The following is a 13,098-nucleotide window of genomic DNA, read 5'->3' as shown; positions in this document are numbered from 1 at the left end:
CGCTACGATCCCTTGACCGATGGCAGTTTTGAGACGAGTCGCAGTGAAACGGTCAGGCCTTCAAGCTGATAATGCGGCCTGAGGTAGAAATTCGAACGGTAGTAGCCGGGATTGCCCTCGACCTCTTCCACGACCACCTCGGCCGCAGCCAAGGGCTTTCGTGCCTTTGTCTCCTCCGTCGAGTTCGCCGGATCGCCGTCGACGTATTGCATGATCCAGCGGTTGAGCCAGCGCTCCATGTCCTCCCGCTCCTTGAAGGAGCCGATCTTGTCGCGGACGATGCACTTGAGGTAATGGGCGAAGCGGCAGATGGCGAACATGTAGGGCAGACGCGCCGAAAGGTTGGCGTTCGCGGTCGCGTCGGGATCGTCGTACTCGGCCGGCTTCTGCAGCGATTGCGCACCGATGAAGGCCGCAAAGTCGCTGTTCTTCTTGTGGATGAGCGGCATGAAGCCGTTCTTGGCCAGCTCGGCCTCGCGCCGGTCCGAGATCGCGATCTCGGTCGGGCATTTCATGTCGACGCCGCCGTCGTCGGTCGGAAAGGTGTGCGCCGGGAGGCCTTCGACGGCGCCGCCGGACTCCACGCCGCGGATCCGCGAGCACCAGCCGAAGAACTTGTAGGACCGGGTGATGTTGGTCGCCATCGCAAAGGCGGAATTCGCCCAGCAGTACTTCTGGTGGTCCGAGCCGTCCGTCGACTCCTCGAAATCGAACTCGTCGACCGGGTCGGTCTTGGCGCCATAGGGCAGGCGCGCAAGAAACCTCGGCATGGCAAGACCGACGTAGCGCGAATCCTCGGACTCCCGGAGCGAACGCCAACCGGCATATTCCGCGGTCTGAAAGATCTTGGTCAGGTCCCTCGGATTGGTCAGCTCCTGCCAGGTATCCATCTGCATGACCATCGGATCCGCCCCGGCGATGAAGGGCGTGTGCGCCGCGGCGCAGACCTTGGACATCTCGCCCAGGAACTCGACGTCCATGGGCGAGTGGCCGAAGCTGTAGTCGCCGACGATGCAGCCGTAAGGCTCGCCGCCGAACTGCCCGTATTCCTCCTCGTAGACCTTCTTGAAGACGGGACTCTGGTCCCAGGCGGTGCCCTTGAACTTCTTGAGCGTGCTGTGCAGATCCTTCTTCGAGATGTCCATCACGCGGATCTTCAGCATCTCGTCGGTCTCGGTGTTGTTTACCAAGTAGTGCAGGCCGCGCCAGGAGCCTTCGAGCTTCTGGAAATCCTCATTGTGAATGATCAGGTTGATCTGTTCGGTCAGCTTGCGGTCGATCTCGGCGATGATCCCTTCGATCGAATGGACCACGTCGGCCGAAATGACGGCCTCGTCGCGGAGGACGTATTCCGCGAGGGTTTGGACCGCGGTCTCCACCGCCTCGCGCGCCCGGTCCGACTTGGGCCGGAATTCCTTGCTGAGCAGGCTGGTGAAGTCGTCCGTGCTGAGCGCTTCCGCACCTGGCTGGGCTTCAGTCTCGACCTTCGCTTCAGCCATCTTTTGCCTCCTCTGACGAGCCCTCGTCGTCCTCGCCTTCAGGCTTTGGAGCGGCGACAAGAGACTGCAGCAACGTGGGATCCTGGACGGCCTTGGCGATCAGCTGCTCTGCACCGGTCTTGCCATCCATGTAAGTGATGAGGTTCGAGAGCTGGGTCCGCGCATCGAGAAGCTTGCGGAGCGCGCCGACCTTCTTGGCCACGGCGGCCGGGGAGAAATCGTCCAGGCTCTCGAACGTGATGTCCACGCTGAGGTTGCCGTCGCCGGTCAAGGTGTTCGGCACCTGAAAGGCGACCCGCGGCTTCGCGGCCTTCAGCCTGTCGTTGAAATTGTCGACGTCGATCTCGAGGAACTTGCGCTCCGCGACCGCGGGCAGCGCCTCCTCGGGCTTGCCGGATAGGTCCGCCATCACGCCCATGACGAAGGGGATCTGGACCTTCTTCTCGGCGCCGTAGACTTCGACGTCGTATTCGATCTGGACGCGCGGCGCCCTGTTGCGCGCGATGAATTTCTGGCTGCTTTGCGACGCCATGGCTGGAACCCTCCTCCGTTCCAAGAACCCCCATTCGAGGAAAGCTCGGCTCCCTGCCTCAGCCCTCTTCTTGTAGCCTTATCATGCCCGAGCAAAAGAGTAATGTTAAGCAACTTAAACAGCTACTGGCTTCCGTCTGTGCCTTCGGAGCCGCGAATCCGTTCGGCTTCGCCGACCGCGTCCGGCACCAGATCGCGCAGAATATCAATAAATTCCTTTGCCACCAGGCCCTTAGCCCTCTTGAGAAGGAGCGGCACCGGGCTGGAAGGCTCGTTGCGCGCATAATATTCGCAGATCATGTCCAATAGACGGACGACGTCTTGCCGGGTTTTTACTACGCCAATTGGCCCCGCTGCGGGTGCTGTTGGAACGTCCGGGCCCTGATCCGCCTCCCCGGCCGCGGCCGCCTCCCGAGCGCCGTCATCGCCCCCGCGCGCGGAGAGCTTCTCGGCGAGCAGACCTCGGATCGGCAGCAGGCTTGCCCTCAAACTCTCGAAGTTCGGCGCATTCTGGGCGCCCACCTGTTCGGCGACCTTCGCTTCGATGTCCTCGACGATCTGCACCAGCGCACCGCCCGCCTCGGCCGCGAGCCGCAGCTCCTCCAGATCGCATTCGAGGAAGGCGGCGTTGATCTCCGCGGCGCCGAGCGCACCGGAGTCGTCCTCGCCGGTCGGCGAGATCTCGCCGTTCGCGATCGCGACCTCGCGATAGCTCACCGGCCCGAAGGTGGGCGAGACCACGAGACGGGAGGCCTTCAGATCGTGCAGGAAGGTGTCCGGATTGCTTAGGCCTTCCAGGATGTTGAGGCGGACGGTCGGATCCAGGTCGTCGGCCGGATCCAGCTGCGGGTGCACCGGCTCCCAATAGCGGTCTAAACAGCCGTGGATCAGTCTGAGGCTCTCCAGGAACCCCGGCAGTCCCCTGAGGTTGAGCGCCGCCCTGGCCAGGTGCAGGGCGACCCGCAGGTCCTTGGTCCTGGCGAAGAGGGAAGTCGCCTGCTCCTCGACCGCGGCCCAGTCCACCGCTTCGGCTGAGCCCTCCCCCAGCATGGGCGCCGCCTTGTCCCTTGCGGCCTCGTCGAGCGCGATGAAATCGGGATCGTATTCGAGATTCTCTCCGCAGGGTTGGTCCGCGGAAACCTCCTGCAGCAGGTCGTCAACCTTCAGTTCAGGCATCCACCGCTCCCCCTGCGGCTTGCCGCCCGGATCCCGCCGGCACCGCGGTCCGCGGCCCCTCGGCATGGGCGGCCTTGAGTCCCCTTCGGCTTGAAGGCTTCTTAGCAAAAAAAGCGCGCCCTGAGAACGTCGTCGGATCCCGCAGCTCGAAACGAAGCGAGGGCCCCCCGAAGGGTCCGCGCCTTGGCCCTGTCGCCGCGCGCCCGCCTTCAGGCGAAGGCCGATTGGGCTTTCTGAACGATAGAGCGATCGATTTGCCTCCTACGGGTCGATTCCATTCGAGCGGCGTTTGATCTAGCCTGACGCTCTGAGCGGGACGGCCAAACGACGGGGCTCGGGGGCGCGTTCCGGGCGGCGCCGGGGGCAGGAATGGCAGCCGAGACATCGGGCGAAGGACCGGGCAGCGAGCAGCGAGGGGCCGTGACGATCCGGGACGCCCTACAGCTCGGGCGCTCCATCCACAAAACGGGCGATCTGGCTGCCGCCGCCGAAGTGTACCACCGAATCCTCCGGGTCGCGCCAGACAATGCCGACGCCCTCCACCTGCTCGGGATGGTTCACTATCAGACGGGCGACACGAAAAGGGCCATCGGCCTCCTGCGCCGGAGCATCGCCAGCGCTCCGGACTTCGCGGACGTCCGAAACAACCTGGCAAACATCCTGAAGATCGAGGGACGAAGGGAAGAGGCGATCGACCACTACCGCAAGGCCTTGGAGCTGGACCCTTCGAATGCCAACGCCTACAACAACTTGGGCATCATCTACCGCGACCAGGGCCGGCCGGAAGATGCCGCGCGGGCCTACGAGGAAGCTCTCGCCCGCGATCCGGAGCTCGTCGACGCGGCCTACAACCTGGGCAACCTTCGCCTGGCCCAGGATCGCCCGAAGGAGGCCGCCGAGCTCTTTCAGGGGGTCATCGCGGCGCATCGCGGCTACACGCTGGCCTACCGACCGCTGAGCGAGAGCTTCTGGCGCCTGGGTCGAAAGGACGACGCGCTGAAGGCCCTCGAGAGCTGGCTCGAGCTCGAGCCCGCGCACCCGGTCGCGACCCATCTGCTCACCGCCTACAAAGGAGAGACGCCGCCGTCCCGGGCCTCGGACGACTATGTCCGGGGGCTCTTCGCCGCCTTCGCCGACAATTTCGACGGCCAGCTCAAGCGCCTGCGCTACCAAGCCCCGGACTTGGTGGTCCGGGCCCTCGGTGCGCAGCTCGAGCCCGACGCCAGCCTCGACGTCCTGGACGCCGGTTGCGGTACCGGCCTTTGCGGCCCGCTTCTCCGCCCCTACGCGCGGCGCCTCATCGGGCTCGATCTCTCGCCCGAGATGCTGGCCAAGGCCCGAAGGCGGAAAATCTACGACGAACTGGTCGAGGCCGAGCTGGCCGGCTATCTGCCGACCCGCCCGGCCGCCTACGACCTCGCCGTCTGCGTCGATACCCTCGTCTACTTCGGCGATCTCGAGGCCGCGTTGAGCGGCTTTGCGGCGTCGCTCCGCCCCGGGGGCCTGGTCGCCTTCACCGTCGAGCGGGCCGGGGCGGGCGCAGAGGAACTCGGCTACCGGCTGACTCCGAGCGGACGTTATGCCCATGCCGACGACTACGTCCGAGCCGGTCTGAACCGCGCCGGCTTGGCGCTCCGCTCTCTGGACTGCGCCGAGCTTCGGATGGAACACGGCCAAGCGGTCGAAGGCCTCGTGGTCCTCGCCGCCAAGCGGCCTTGTACCACGGAGCGCTGACAAAAACTCATTTGACCGGGTTTGCTCGAATGTCCGTCAGTTCCGCCTCGCGCGGCGGGCCGACGCTGGCGTCAGAGGATGGTCCGAAACAGCAGTTTGCCGTCTTCCAGGCGGACCGCGAAACGCGACTGTCGTGAGGTCGTCTGGCAGCCGCCGCGCTCGGTCCGGCAGTAGGTGTAATGCACGTCCAAACGGTACTCGGAGTTCTCGAAGACGATATCGCCGAAGGAAAGGACCCGGCCGAAGCGCTCTCTGAATTCGAGCACCTTCCCCTCGGCGACGAAGGCTTTGAACTGGCGTTCGGCCATCGTCCTGTTCTGTTCCACATAGGTCCGCAGTTCTGCGATCCGGCGCTCAATGTCCGCTTCTGCGGCTTCCGCCCGAAGCCGTGCCTCCTGCGCTGCGTTTTCGCCCGGCTCTGCCCTCTCTTGCGTCGCCTCCGGCTGCTGGGCCTCGGCGTAGCGCTGGGCCTCCTCTTGGGCCGCGAGGCGGAGCTGCTCCTTCGCCTTCAGCCGCGCCGCCGCCGCCGCCGCATCCCGGCGCGCCTGTTCCTCCGCCTGCTGCCGGGCTTCCGTCTCACGACGGGCCTGTTCCTCTGCTGCACGCTGCGCTTCCTGCCGTGCCAGCTCCTCCTCCCGGCGGGCCTGCGCCTCGGCTTCCCGTCGAGCCTGCTCTTCCGCTTGCCGCTGGGCTTCCTCCAGACGCGCCTGCTCCTCGGCTCGTCGCCGGGCCTCTTCCTCCGCCTCGCGCTGGGCCTCGGCCTGTCGCCGGGCCTCCGCCTCCCGGCGGGCCTGCTCCTGCGCCCGGCGCTGGGCTTCCTCAAGGCGGGCGCGCTCCTCGGCTTGCCGCTGGGCCTCGGCTTGCCGCCGGGCCTCCGCCTCCCAGCGGGCACGGTCCGCCGCCAGGCGGGCCTGTTCCTGCGCCTGCCGCTCCGCCTCCTGCGCGGCCTGCCGGGCCGCCGGCGTCTCCTGCTCCTCGGCCTGGGGTGGCTCGCCCGCGCCCCAGCCTCCGAACTGGTAGGCGCCGAGCGCCGCGCCCAGCGCCACCACCAAGGCGCCGATCCCCAAGGCCGCCGCCAGCGTGCGCCGCCGCGGCACCGCGGTCCCGCCTTCACCCCCCGACACCGGACCCGGGCCCGCCGCCGGGGCGCCCGCCCCCAGCACCACCGTGCGCTCGCTCGCCGATACACCCGGCGCCGCCATCAGGGCCCGCCACTGCGAGACCGACTGCGGCCGATCCTCCGCACGCAGCGCCAGCGCCGCGTCGATCGCCCGCAACAGACCCGCCGTGTAGCCCGCTCCCGCCAGCTCCGAAGCCGGAAGATGGCCCTCCTCCACAAGACGCTCCACCGCTGGCTGCGGCAGACGACCCGTCGCCGCACGGTAGAGCGTCGCCCCCAGCCCGTAGAGGTCGGTCCAGGGACCAACCTTCTCCGAGCCCATCAGCTGCTCCGGCGCCGCATAGGCCGGAGACACCGCGTTGAAGCTCGACTGCGTCCGCTCCCCCAGCGCCAGACGCGCCGCCCCGAAGTCCAGCAGAACCGGCGTCCCGTCCGCCCGCACCAGGATGTTGCTCGGCTTGATGTCCCGGTGCGTGATCCCGGCTGCGTGCACCGTCTCAAGACCGTCCAGCAGCGCCTCGGTCAGCGCTGCAAGATGCGCCTCCTCCAGGCAGCCCTCGCGCTCCAGAAGAACCGACAGCGCCTCCCCCTGCTCGTAGTCCATCACCAGGTAGGCGGTCCCGTGAAGCTCGAAGAAGCGCCGCACCGCGACGATGTTCGGATGCGGCCGCGGGCTGCTCAGCTGCGAGAGCATCCGCGCCTCCTCCAGGAACTTCTGACGCCCCCAGCTGAAAAACTCCTGGTTCGCCGACGACGTCGGCGTGATCGTCGTCCCGTCCACACGCGTCGCAAGCTGCGCCGGCAGGTACTCCTTGATCGCAACCAGATCGTCCAGGTAGCGACCCTTCGTCAGGTACACAATCCCGAAGCCGCCCTCGCCCAGAACACGAAGGACCTCGTACTCCTGGAGCATCGTCCCAGGCGGCAGCGCGTTCAGATGATAGGCTTCAACCATGGCTTCGACTGCGCGACGGCCTCCAAAGCGCGTGCGTCGCCGGGCCCCGAACGGCCCACACAAAGGGCCTTTTTCCGGATCCAATGGATCTCCGGTCAAGATCTTCCAGAGTGGGCCGAGCGGCTGGCGTGAGAATTAGCACAGGCCGGCGAGAAACTGAACGCTACGATCATCCGGTGAAGCGGTGTCTGTCGGAGCGAGGCTCGGACAGGCCTCTGCCTGCGGCCCGGACCTCGCAGCAAGAGCGATCCGCGATCGCGTCGCCGCAAGGGGTGCCGTGAAATGGCTCTTCCGATTGCGAGGGGACCATCGACCGGCTCCACCGAAGGCGACGCCGAGCCATTGCGTGGTCGTTTCTGCCCGGCGAAGACCGGCAAACGGCAGTATCACGAAGGGCGCAAGTCCGAGGTTAAACCGATGGTCTCATGGCCTGACACAGCGCATTCCTGTATACTTTCAGGTGAGGTGCGAAAGACGGTTTCGCCTCGTTTCGGTTTTGCCGTCGTTCAAGGGAGAGCGAGCGAGCGACACCGCTTTGCAAGCCACTCATCTCTAGATGAAAATTCGGGGGGAAACGATGAAAAGACCGCGTGTTGCGCGCTGGATCGCGTTTGGCCAGTCAGGCGTCGTCCTTGCCGGCTTGGCACTGACCAGCTGTTCCCAGTTTAGCTCCCACGACAGCGCCTCTTCGCAAGCTTTTGTCGAGGAGGACGTCGAGGTCGTGGCGATCGAAAGATACGTCCTCATCGAGCCGGACGGCAGACTGACCACCTACCTGGATGCCATCGGCGGACAGCGGAACCTGCCGCTCGATGCCGAGGGACTTCCGATCTATCCCGTCAATGTCTCCGATCTGAGCGACGACCTGGAATGGGTCGAGGACTACGACTCCAACGGCGACGGCATCATCGCGCCCAGCGAGTTCACGCATGCCTGGATGGTGCGCGCCGCCGAACGGGTCACATTGAAGTTCTATTCCGCCGACTCGCTGGCCTACTTCCCAAGGGTCGCTCAGATCAGCCGCGGCATCCCGGATCCGCTTCCCGCCGCCGGCACAACTCTGAGCGACGCCGACCAAAGGCTCGTCCGGCGGGTCCTCGACGTGCCGGACCAAGACCAGGTCGGCACCGACCCGGATCCGGTCGTCGAGGCCGCGCTCGATCTCAGGGCGCGTCTGGATGCGTCCCTGCGCTCGGCCGGTCTCGGTGCTGGCTCTGCGGCCACCGGATACGACGACACCTATCGCGGCGGTAGCGATGGTGGTGGCGGCGACGGCGGCGGCGGCGGCGGAGGCGATGCCGGTGCCGGCGGCGGCAGCGGCGGTGCCGGCGGTTCGGACGGTGGCGACGACGGGGGCGACGACGGCGGCCCCTGGTAAGACGGCCCTGACGGCATCGGGCCGTCGCAAGCAAGCTTCCGAAGCGCAAAGCCCCGGTGGGTAAGATCAGGCTGTCGGCGCCGGTCGATGCGCGCGCCGGGGTGTCTGCTCGAAGGCAGTTCGACCCGGCCGGTGATCGACTATTGCATGGGCGGTAAGATCAGCTTTTGCCGCCATTTGGCGGCCAAGGCGCGCACCTCTTTGCGCTCTTGAGACGTCAGGCCGGATCTCAGGTCCATCCTGCCCGCCTGACCCGCGGCGCTGACCTTCTCGGAGCGGTGCCTGGACGCGATCGTGTACCAGAAGTAGGCCATCTTGAGGTCTCCCGGCCCAGCCCGGGAGGCCAGGAGTTCCGCCAAGGCCAGCTGCGCGTTGCCGAATCCCTGGTCGGCCGCGCGTTGCAGCCAGTCGGCGGCCTGCTCCTCGTCCTTCGGCACCCCCTTTCCGGCGAGATAGAGCAGGCCCAGGGCATGCTGGGCCCGCGGCAGGTCCTGCTCCGCCCCGCGGCGGTACCAGGCCGCGGCGCTGCGCGCATCCTTCGACAGCCCGATGCCGCGTTCGTAGAGCTCTCCGATCTTGCTGTAGGCAAGCGGATAGCCTCCATCCGCCGCCTTGCGATACCAGGCGAGAGCCGCCTTCGGGTCCTTCTCTATCCCGCGACCCCTTCGATAAAGGTCACCCAGAAGCACCTGGGCCGACGGCGATCCGAGCTCCGCTCCTTGCCGATACCAGCTTGCCGCCTCGGCATAGTCCAAGGTCACGAAGTGGAATATGGCACCCAGGGTCGTGTAGGCGATGAGATATCCCGCTTCGGCCGCTTGGGACAGATAAGCGATGGCTTCGTCGTTGCGGTCGAGCCTCGCAAGCGCCCGACCGTACTGGTAGACGAAACGAACTTCAGTGGGGTCCTGCTCAAGCGCCCGGCGGCAAGCCGCCTCGGCGGCGTTGCCGTCGAGAACCGACCAGTAGACGCCCGGCGACACGCGGCTGGGATCATCGGGATTTGCGCCCAGGCGGTCGCACTCCGAGGACGGTGCCGCCCTGGCGCCGGTCAGCGAAGCCATCATGCCTGCGGCAAGGCAGAGGGAGACCGAAAGGAGCTTCTTCATTTTGATCCCTCGAGGCCATCTGTGGCCGGAGCCAAGCGTGCTGTCGCCGTGTCCCTCAGGAATCCGAGGATCGCCTGCTTCGCCGCCCGCGAGGCCTCGACCCCCGACCCGCTCAATACGGCGTGTCCGTTGCCGGCCAAAGTGATCGACTTCGAGCCGCGGCGCTTGCCGAACACCTGGCCGCAATGCCGGCCGCGAAAGGCGCCGTACCAGGGGTCGTTCTCCATGATCAGGGCCAGGACCGGGGTGCTTTCCGGCGATCTCAGGCCATGGAGCACCCCGTCGCCCTGGCAGTGCCAGCCGACGATCACCAGGCCGGCGGCCGCGCTGCCCTGGTATTTGGCGACGGCGACACCCCCCTCGCTGAAGCCTATGAGGTAGATCCGCCGGCGATCCACCCACGTCAATGCGCCGACCTGCCGCAGGGCGAATTCCAGCTCCTCGAGCCGGTAGGCGTAGACCTGCGGATCGATCCGCGCGGACTTCCCTTCGACGTCGCAGAGGGCCCGCCGCCCGCGCCGCTTGAAGCTGTCGGGCATCACGACCGCGTAGCCTTCCAGGGTCAGCAGATAGAGGAAGTTGTCCTCTTCATTCATGATCCCCGAGCAGCCGTGGAGAAGCACGACCATCGGCACCTTCGAGGCGGCGCGGGCCGTCCTCCAGGCCGCCCCGACGCGCGCCTCGTCCATCCTGCCGATCACCGCGAAGTCGCCGGCGATGCCGTTGGGCAAGCCGACGCGGGCCGCGCGCCAGGTCATCTCGACCGCGGCGGCGCCCGGCTTCGCCCCCGTGCCGGTCTCGGCAAGGCTTGCGTCGATGGCAAGAGCGCAGAAAAGACACGCGAGGAGGCCGCGCAAGGCCGCCCTCTTAGGCCTGGTCCGCATCACTCTGCGCCGCGTCGGAAGGCTCTGATCCTGCCTTCCGCCTGCGCGACTTCGTCGGGTTTCATCAGGGCTTCCAAGGCTGACTTGTTCGCCGCCGCCTCCGCGTGGCCTTCCGCTGCAGAAAGACTGTACCACTTGTAGGCCTCGACGAAATCGATCTCACCCCCCAGGCCGGAGGCCAGCATCGTGGCCAGGTTGTTCTGGGCGTAGACTTCTCCCTGCCGGGCCGCGGTGAGGTACCAGTAGCGTGCGAGGCCGTCGTCCCTCTCGACTCCGAGCCCGTTCGCATAGAGGAATCCGAGATTGGTCTGGGCCTTGATGAAGCCCGCTTGCGCGAGTCTCTCGAACAGCGGCTGGGCCGTTGCGTAGTCGCGGCCTTCGAAGGCGCTCATGGCGCGCTGGAACAAGGTGGTGTAGAGCCCTGGCCCCGGGGCTTCCTTCGTCCCGAGGGGCGCCTGGTCCCCGGGGCGGCCGGCCGAGGGAGAAGCGCGGGCCAGGGCGCGCTCGACGCGCTCGACGTTCTCTTGCCAGCGTGGATCGCTGCCGGCCGCCAGCCGATACCAGCGAAGTGCTTCCTCGAGGTCGCGGTCGGCACCTTGGCCGTTCTCCAGCAGCCAGCCGAGGTTGTTCTGCGCGTCGGGAACGCCGCGCTCGGCCAGGGCCAGCCAGATCCTGTAGGCCTCGGCGTGGTCGCCCCGGTCGTAGGCCGCCAGCCCGTCGTCGAAGCCCGACCCTCCCGGTTTGGTGACGTCCTGCGGCGGGTCGCCGATCGGGACCCGGGCCTGCGCCCCGGCCGGCTGTGGCCGGGGTGGACGCGCGGCGGGCCGCGGGACGGCCTCCTGCGAGTTCGGGACTTCCTTTCCCGCCTGGCGATACAACTGGGCCGATCGATCCGGATCCCGCTCGCCGCCCAAGCCCGTCTCGTAGAGCCAGGCGAGATTGGCTTGCGCCTCGCCGTGGCCTTGCGCCGCGGCGTCCTCCCACGTCGCCCGGGCCTGCCGGAAGTCGCCCGCGTTGAAAGCCGCTAGGCCTTCACGGAAGGCCTCTTCCGCCGGATCGCGCGGGGCGGCCCCGGACCCGGTGACCGCGGAGGCCGGGGCAGCGTGGTCGCCCGGCGCCGCCTCCATCGCTGGGTCAGGCTGCGCCTGCGCCGCGGCGCGAAGCCTTTCCAGGTTCTTTTCGCCGAGCGGACTGGCTTTCGCGGCCTGACCGTACCAGTAGAGCGCCTTGGCAGGGTCCGCGTCCACGCCCTGCCCGTGCTCGTACATCCAGCCCAGGTTGTTCTGGGCGTCGACATTGCCCGCCCGGGCCAGGGGAAGCCAGAGCGCCATCGCGCCGCCGTAGTCGCCCCGGTCATAGGCCGCGAGACCCTCGGCGAAGTCGTCGGCCAGGGCCCCGGACCAGATCAGGACGGCCATCAGCATCGACACGACAGCCGGCCAACAAGAACGCTTGGTCATCAGCCCTCCCCCAGGGCCTGCTGAAACTCCTGCGGATCTCTCGGAACCGGCGGGACGAAGCCCTCCAGGCGTCGTTCCGGGCCCTCTACCCTGCACTCCAGCTAGTCGATCGCACGCACAACCCTGAAGCCGACGAAATCCTTCTTGAAGCGGGTGTTCTGCTTGTTCCGGTTGGCCACCCGGATCGAGTCGGGGTCCGTCATCCACGCGCCGCCCTTCAGGACCCGCAGGTTGCAGTTGCCCGTCGCCCAGGAGCTCCCGTCCCCCGGGGCGCCGTCGTAGGACTTGTTCCAGCAATCCTGGGTCCACTCCCACACATTACCCGCCACGTCGTGCAGACCAAAGGGGTTCGGTTCAAAGCGGCCGACCGGGGCGGTCCGCTTGTTGCCCCAGTTGCTACCGCACTTCCAGCAGTTCGCCTTGTTGAGCACCAGCTCGCTGCCCCAGGGGTAGGTCGTCCCCTGTCCGCTCCCGGCCGCGTACTCCCACTCGGCCTCCGACGGCAGCCGGTACTCGGCGCCGGTCCTTCCGGACAACCAGGCGACATAGGCCTGCGCATGCTCCCAGGACACATCGACCACCGGCCGCCTGCCCCGGCCCCAGCCGGAATCCTTCGGCCGATGCGCGCAGCCGCCGTCTGCGACACAGGCGTCCCATTCCTCGAAGGTGACCTCGAACCTGCCGATCGCGAAGGACCGTCCGATCTGCACTTCGTGAACCGGTCCCTCGTAGCGATTGTAGCCGCCCTGATCGGGGCTGCTGCCCATTCTGAACCTGCCGGGCGGCAGGACGACCATCTCCGGGCAGAGGTCGCAGTCACTAAAGGTCTCACCGGGCTTGAACGCCCGAGCGGGTCTGTCCTTCGGGGGGGTGAGAGGGAGGGCCGGCGCCAGTGGCCGCGCAGCGGTCTGAAGCGGATTGGCCGGTGCGGGGTTCATGGTGAGTGACGGCGGACGACGATCCAGCGCCGGCGGAGACTGCGGTTTCGTCCTCGGCCTCGGCGTCTCGGGCTCGATGCGCGCCACCGCCGGAGGTGCCGCCTGCGCTTCCCGCCTTTTCCTTTCCTCCGCCTCCCGCCTTGCCTGCTCCGCCTCCCGCCGAGCCTCCTCCCGGCGCGCCTCCTCCCGGCGCGCCTGTTCCTCCGCCTGCTGCCGGGCTTCCGTCTCACGACGGGCCTGTTCCTCTGCTGCACGCTGCGCTTCCTGCCGTGCCAGCTCCTCCTCCCGGCGGGCCTGCGCCTCGGCTTCCCGTC

Annotated in this window: 10 protein-coding genes; 2 read left to right on the top strand and 8 right to left on the bottom strand. The window is 67.3% G+C overall.

What is annotated here, in order from left to right:
- Positions 1-2 precede the first annotated feature (2 nt).
- The 3 genes from tssC to tssA all read right to left on the bottom strand — a co-directional run bounded on the left by tssC (position 3) and on the right by tssA (position 3,206).
- The gene (gene tssC / locus QNJ30_07645) at positions 3-1,499 is read right to left on the bottom strand and encodes a type VI secretion system contractile sheath large subunit (GenBank protein MDJ0943321.1); all 1,497 of its coding nucleotides are present in this window, start codon (positions 1,497-1,499) and stop codon (positions 3-5) included.
- Positions 1,492-2,031, bottom strand: coding sequence for a type VI secretion system contractile sheath small subunit (gene tssB, locus QNJ30_07640; protein ID MDJ0943320.1), 540 nt, complete (start codon positions 2,029-2,031; stop codon positions 1,492-1,494). The genes tssC and tssB overlap by 8 nt, the downstream gene beginning before the upstream one ends.
- Before the next feature lie 122 nt (positions 2,032-2,153).
- Complete coding sequence (tssA, locus tag QNJ30_07635; protein MDJ0943319.1) at positions 2,154-3,206, bottom strand: type VI secretion system protein TssA; 1,053 nt, start codon at positions 3,204-3,206, stop codon at positions 2,154-2,156.
- Between the two features lie 369 nt (positions 3,207-3,575).
- On the opposite strand from tssA, the gene QNJ30_07630 reads away from it, so the two are divergent.
- The gene (locus QNJ30_07630; protein ID MDJ0943318.1) at positions 3,576-4,940 is read left to right on the top strand and encodes a tetratricopeptide repeat protein; all 1,365 of its coding nucleotides are present in this window, start codon (positions 3,576-3,578) and stop codon (positions 4,938-4,940) included.
- Between the two features lie 71 nt (positions 4,941-5,011).
- Here the strand turns inward: QNJ30_07630 and QNJ30_07625 are convergent, their stop codons facing one another.
- Entirely contained in the window at positions 5,012-7,099 is a 2,088-nt protein-coding gene (locus tag QNJ30_07625; protein MDJ0943317.1) for a protein kinase, read from the bottom strand.
- Between the two features lie 472 nt (positions 7,100-7,571).
- Between QNJ30_07625 and QNJ30_07620 the strand changes: the two genes are divergently transcribed.
- Positions 7,572-8,393, top strand: coding sequence for a hypothetical protein (locus QNJ30_07620; GenBank protein MDJ0943316.1), 822 nt, complete (start codon positions 7,572-7,574; stop codon positions 8,391-8,393).
- A gap of 140 nt (positions 8,394-8,533) precedes the next feature.
- On the opposite strand, the gene QNJ30_07615 is transcribed toward QNJ30_07620, so the two are convergent.
- The 4 genes from QNJ30_07615 to QNJ30_07600 all read right to left on the bottom strand — a co-directional run.
- Positions 8,534-9,502, bottom strand: a complete 969-nt coding sequence (locus QNJ30_07615) for a tetratricopeptide repeat protein (protein MDJ0943315.1) — start codon at positions 9,500-9,502, stop codon at positions 8,534-8,536.
- On the bottom strand, positions 9,499-10,359 hold the full coding sequence (locus tag QNJ30_07610; GenBank protein ID MDJ0943314.1) for a dienelactone hydrolase family protein: 861 nt from the start codon (positions 10,357-10,359) through the stop codon (positions 9,499-9,501). Before QNJ30_07610 ends, QNJ30_07615 begins: the two co-directional genes overlap by 4 nt.
- Positions 10,360-10,385: 26 nt before the next feature.
- Positions 10,386-11,846 carry a tetratricopeptide repeat protein gene (locus QNJ30_07605; protein MDJ0943313.1) on the bottom strand — a complete coding sequence of 487 codons (1,461 nt, stop codon included), beginning with the start codon at positions 11,844-11,846 and terminating at the stop codon, positions 10,386-10,388.
- A 101-nt stretch (positions 11,847-11,947) separates the two neighbouring features.
- A partial coding sequence (locus QNJ30_07600; protein MDJ0943312.1) for an SUMF1/EgtB/PvdO family nonheme iron enzyme occupies positions 11,948-13,098 on the bottom strand: 1,151 nt, incomplete at its 5' end.

It is taken from the genome of Kiloniellales bacterium, from assembly GCA_030066685.1.
In the GTDB taxonomy this organism is placed as follows: domain Bacteria; phylum Pseudomonadota; class Alphaproteobacteria; order Kiloniellales; family JAKSBE01; genus JAKSBE01.
The sequence above is the reverse complement of the archived record's forward strand: the minus strand, read 5'-3'. Positions and strand labels throughout refer to the sequence as shown.

Excerpts from the sequence above, each read along its gene's own strand:
- QNJ30_07630 (MDJ0943318.1), top strand. The coding sequence starts at position 3,576 with ATGGCAGCCGAGACATCGGGCGAAGGACCGGGCAGCGAGCAGCGAGGG.
- QNJ30_07620 (MDJ0943316.1), top strand. The coding sequence starts at position 7,572 with ATGAAAATTCGGGGGGAAACGATGAAAAGACCGCGTGTTGCGCGCTGG.
- tssB (MDJ0943320.1), bottom strand. The coding sequence starts at position 2,031 with ATGGCGTCGCAAAGCAGCCAGAAATTCATCGCGCGCAACAGGGCGCCG.
- QNJ30_07605 (MDJ0943313.1), bottom strand. The coding sequence starts at position 11,846 with ATGACCAAGCGTTCTTGTTGGCCGGCTGTCGTGTCGATGCTGATGGCC.
- QNJ30_07615 (MDJ0943315.1), bottom strand. The coding sequence starts at position 9,502 with ATGAAGAAGCTCCTTTCGGTCTCCCTCTGCCTTGCCGCAGGCATGATG.
- tssC (MDJ0943321.1), bottom strand. The coding sequence starts at position 1,499 with ATGGCTGAAGCGAAGGTCGAGACTGAAGCCCAGCCAGGTGCGGAAGCG.
- tssA (MDJ0943319.1), bottom strand. The coding sequence starts at position 3,206 with ATGCCTGAACTGAAGGTTGACGACCTGCTGCAGGAGGTTTCCGCGGAC.